We start from the raw sequence: 5,325 nt of genomic DNA on the forward strand, positions 1-5,325 counted from the left end.
TTTCCAAGACCAGCTCGATTTCTAATGACATTTAAATCGGACTGTGCCTCCGATATTTTACCAAGCTCTGCCCGTGCTTCTGCCCTGATTAGGTATTGCTCTGCCAATCGAAATACAACGGGGTACTCTTCAGAATTAGCCGTTTCGCCATCTGCTAAAAAAGTAGTGTTCAACGCTTTATATTTAAAGGCGTAATACGATGTATCTTCGTCTACTATTGTGCTTTCAATCCAACTAGAAGCTCGTAAATCATCCGTTTCAAAGGCTTCAAGGATTGAACTGCTTAAAGCAACATCTGTTGGACGTCCTTCAAAAATAAAACTAATGGCATCTTGAGTATTCTCACCGTCTAAAATAGGTTTAAATTGCCATATTGTTCCGGATGCGTCTTTTAGAAACACCTTGTTTAGGTCGGGTTCCAGCACGAAGCCATCAATGATATTATCTGCTGAATCTTCTGCAGCTTCCCAGTTCTCACTATAGAGATAGACTCTTGCCAACAAGGCTTCCGCAACTGCTTTATATGGGCGTATGCGCTCTTCTCCTGCTTCTGAAATGTCTTCACCTAATAACGTTGACGCCTCTAACAAGTCACTTATAATATTGTTATATACCGCATCTACAGACGTACGTGCTACGGTTGTATTTGCTATATAATCTGTGGTACTGATATAGGGAATGTCCCCCCAAAGGTCTACCAATACATGGTGGAGGTAGGCCCGGATAAAGAGGGCCTCTCCCTTTATCTGATTTGTATCTTCTAAGCTTAAAGCAGTAGCGTTCTCAACACCTTCTATAATGGCGTTGGCCGCATAGATGAGATTATAAGTACTACGCCACCATGAAGATATTGTACCATTTAATTCTGTTAACGTATGCTCATAGAATGGGTTCTCTGAACTCCTAAAGTTTTCCAGTTCATCTGCATACAATCCCAATGATCGACTCAATCTTGGTAACACCCCTTCAAAATTCATTTTGGTATAGATACTTCTCAAGGCTGCTGTTGCTGTGGCTGCATCTTCAAAGACTGCTTGGGACGTTAATTGGTTGTTTGGAAGCTCTACATCTACAAAATCATCACAGGCTGTTGTTAAAAGTCCCATAAAAATGAGACTGCACAAGAATTTAGATCTGCTAGTAACTCCTCTAAAAATAGGCATGGAGCTTGTCTGCAAGTTCCAATGGCTACCACACCCACGAGCCTCTGCTCCAAAATGATCTCCTAGATCATTTTTTAACGTTTGAACCTGTTTTGAAAATATATTTTTCATCTGTCTTTTTTATTATGTTATTCTACATATTAATTACTCCTTCTCTAAAATATCCTTGGGATATTTTAGACGCTCCACCCTACTATTAAAAGCTCACATTGAGTCCCAAGGTAAATTGCCGCAATGGCGGTAATGTTCTCGAGCTTAGCGCTTCTGGATCTGTACCCTTGTATGGGGATATCACGAACAAATTTTGTCCTTGCAGATAGATGTTTATATCCAGATTCTTTGCCTTTGTGACCGTCTTGGGAACCCTATAGCTTAGGGATACATTTCGTAAGCGGATAAAAGAAGCATCCGTAATGGCTGCAGTACTAAAAAAATATAAGTCTTCTGCTTCATTGGCCGCTCTATTATCAGTAGTAAAAAAACCTTGGTAAGGAGCCTGGTCACCAGGCTGTTGCCAGCGGTCTAAAAACGCCACAGGAACATTACCTATTATGGCAGCAGGACGATTAACTGAAGCTTCGTACTTTTTTACTTTTTGCTTTTTAAACTGGAAGAACACATCTAACTGTAAACCTTTATATTGTATGGTATTGCCCAATCCTCCAAAATATTTAGGCGTAAAATCTACAAAAAATTCATCATTGTCATCTCTATCTATAAGACCATCGTTATTATAATCTTCATATTGATATATGCCTGTATCTGGATCGACACCTATAAAATGATATAGCCCCTGTACCCCCAATGGTCTACCTATCCTAAGATCATTAAAAGTAGACCCTGCAATCCCCGGAAAGGATACCAATTTATTTCTGTTCATGGATACATTAAAGGTCGTGCTCCATGTAAAGTGGTCACGCTTAATATTGACCGTTCGTAATTCCATCTCAAACCCCGTGTTTTCCACAAGAGCATCCCAATTCGCATTGATGCCAGAAAAACCAACAGTTGCAGGTAAAGGAACGTTGACAAGCTGATTGGAAGAACGGTTGCGGTACCACGCCGTTGAAATAAAAATATGATCCTTAAAAAAACCAAGCTCTAATGCCGCTTCCAGTTTCTTGGTTTCTCCCCAGGCATAATCTGGATTAAAAAGGCCTGTAGGTTCTAAACCAGAACCATTGTAACTGCCAAAGGCTGTACCATAGGTTTCCAAAAATTTATAATTCCCAACATTATCACTGCCCGTGATGCCATAACTGGCACGGAGTTTACCAAAACTTAATACCTCGCTCTCATCTAACATCGGTTCCTCTGAAAATAACCATGCTGCGCCAAGAGCACCAAAATAACCAAACTGCTTACCAGGCCCAAAACGAGAGGAACCATCACGCCTTCCCGTAAGGTTTACAATATATCTGTCTTGCCAGTTAAAGTTAAACCGACCAAAGAACGAGTGATACTTATATTCGGAAGCGGAGACATTAAAAATTGAAACATCATCTGCAGAAGCTAAATTAAGGATAAGGGCATTACTAGAGAACCCCTCGCCTCTTAAAGTCAATTGCTGCTCTTTGTTCTGCTGAAACGTAGCGCCTACCAGTAATTTGATACTGGCAGCGTCCCATTCATAGTGCCAATTAATCTGTGGCTCTATGATCCAGGATTTGCGGGTGCCAGTATTAGTGTTAAGTTTAGAATTTTTACTAGTATAATCAACAAATATATTTGGGCTATACTGTGTATGTGGCTGTGCCCAATACGAATCTAAACGGTAGTCGGTATATCCCAAACTGGTTTTTAACTCTAGCGCTGGGGCAAGCCTATAAGACAGCATCGTATTTGCAATTAAATTACGAGTCACGGCCCGGTAATCTGTTTCCAAAAAGGCTAAAGGATTACGTATACTACTGCCAAAATCGCCCCAATAGTTTATGTTGCCTTGATCGTCATAAAGCGCTGGAGCGTTTGGTGGTAATATCCTTGCCTGCCGCGTTAAATCATTACCGGGTAAATTATTAGTATCCGATCCATAGGTTCCTGAAAAGTTTAGCTTAAAACGTTCGTTTTTTGACTGGTGGTTCATATTAAAAAGCAGCGATGCTTTCTCATATTTTGAATCTCCTGGAAATACGGTCGTCTCACTGAGATACCCACTACTTAACAAAAATTGGGTCTGTTCACTGCCGCCCGAAAACGATAGCTGTACATTGTTTCTATAAGCGGTATTGCCGATAAGGACTTCTTGCCAGTCTGTATAACGCTGTTGATCCCATAGATATAAATCAGTGGCATTATTTGTGACCGTACCAGAATTTGCGAAGGCCTCCCTACGTACTTCCAAATACTGTTCGGTATTCATTAAATTTATAAAACCAGAGGCTTCGCTCAACGAAGTACTTACAGTGAGTTTAACCCGTGTTTTCCCAACCCTACCCTTTTTTGTCGTAATAAGGACGACGCCATTGGCACCACGCGAGCCATAAATAGCAGTGGCATCTGCGTCCTTAAGCACTTCGATACTTTTAATATCTGCTGGATTTATAGTATTTAGGGGACTAACTCCGCCAAGAATGACACCCCCACTTGTTGTTTGAACTGCTTCCAATGATCCAGAGTCATAAGGCACCCCATCTACTATATATAAAGGATTGTTGGCAGTACCAAAGTCATAGCCCCCCTCTTCATCTATAAAATTTCGACCTCGTATTTGAATGCGATAATTTCCACCAGGAAGCCCAGAATTTTGACTAATATTAACACCAGCAATATGCCCTTGCATGGCAGATAAAGGGTTATTAACGGGTTGTTTTTCAATCGCCTTGGCATCGATACTCCCAATGCCTCCAGTAGCAACTCTTTGAGAGGTTTTATAGTAGCCTGCTTCAATGGTTACGGCGTCCAGTGAACTAATACGCTCTTTAAGACTTAAGTTAATGGTTGTTTGGCTCCCCACAATGACCTCTTGGGGTTCAAAACCTAAACTTGAAAACACCAATACATGGGCAGGGTCTGGGACCTTGATACTATAAAAGCCATCAAGATCTGTGGCTGTACCTCTGGTGGTACCTTTTATTAAAACAGTGACGCCTGGTAATGGCAGTCCTGATGGGTCTGTAACCGTACCAGAAACCCTGCGCTGTTGGGATATAACAGCATCACTTATGTCTTTTATAAGAATGGTATTATTCAACGTAAAAATAACATTGACAGCACTTGTCGAAAAACTTTGGCTTAGTAATTTATTGAGCCGAATCGTTCCTTTTTTGAGTGGTACTTTGGGAAAGTCTTTAAATAAACCTTCATGATACACAAAAGAATAGTCTGTTTGTGCTTTAATCATTTTAAATACGGCATCAACGGATATCACCTTATCTGCATCTATCACAATCTTGTCATTTTGTGAAAATCCACCCTTTGCTGTTAAGCCAAATAATGTTGTACAAAATAAAAGTATGAAGGTGCGCATCATGAGCTTTATAATGTCGTTTCCTATCCCGATAGTTATCGGGAAGGAAGGACCATTAATTAATTTAATTTGTTTAATTTTATAAAACATTAGTTGATTAATTGATTTTTGATTAATTGATTTTTATTAGGAAGGGAATGAAGTCTTAATTTTTAGCGAGATCTAAACTTTGTTCCCTTTATTTTTTATTTGTAGTTTCTGTAAGTTGTTTTATTATCTATTTCTTGTATTCTAATTTATGTGTTTTTTTTAATGATTAATTGTTTTTAGTTTTTAATAGATCCCTATGTTAAATCGGGATGAGTTCAATTAACACCCTTGCGCCAGCTGGCTCGTTCTCTAAATCTATCCACTGGATAGATTTTATACGCTCCGCCCCCTACGGGCTTCTCAATCCCGATAGCTATCGGGAGAGTTTTCCTGCCACGCCAGAGGCGTGGGTTTACTTTTTAATAAATTTTTTAGTTTCTGTTATTGATCCAGCATGTATTTGTAAAAAATAAATGCCACTTGGTAAGCCGCTCACATCTATACGTTCCTGGTTATTTTGTAATACCTGTTGCCCTAAATGATTATAGACCTTAATTAATTTTAAATCTGAAACATGCTTAACATAAAGCATATCCTCTACTGGATTTGGGTATACTTGTGCCTTTTGGAATGCATAATCATCAGTAACAGCTAATCTTCTTG

3 protein-coding genes are annotated in these 5,325 nt (G+C 39.6%); all 3 read right to left on the reverse strand.

The genetic code is table 11. The features are described 5' to 3' along the window. On the reverse strand, window positions 1-1,274 hold a 1,274-nt coding region (locus tag Q4Q35_RS06260), incomplete at its 3' end, for a RagB/SusD family nutrient uptake outer membrane protein (RefSeq protein ID WP_303277093.1). A gap of 85 nt (window positions 1,275-1,359) precedes the next feature. Further along, a complete protein-coding gene (locus tag Q4Q35_RS06265) occupies window positions 1,360-4,635 on the reverse strand; it encodes a SusC/RagA family TonB-linked outer membrane protein (RefSeq protein ID WP_303277094.1) in 3,276 nt (1,091 codons plus the stop codon). Between the two features lie 439 nt (window positions 4,636-5,074). Further along, on the reverse strand, window positions 5,075-5,325 hold a 251-nt coding region (locus tag Q4Q35_RS06270), incomplete at its 5' end, for a T9SS type A sorting domain-containing protein (RefSeq protein WP_303277095.1).

The organism is Flavivirga aquimarina (genome assembly GCF_030540835.1).
In the GTDB taxonomy this organism is placed as follows: domain Bacteria; phylum Bacteroidota; class Bacteroidia; order Flavobacteriales; family Flavobacteriaceae; genus Flavivirga; species Flavivirga aquimarina.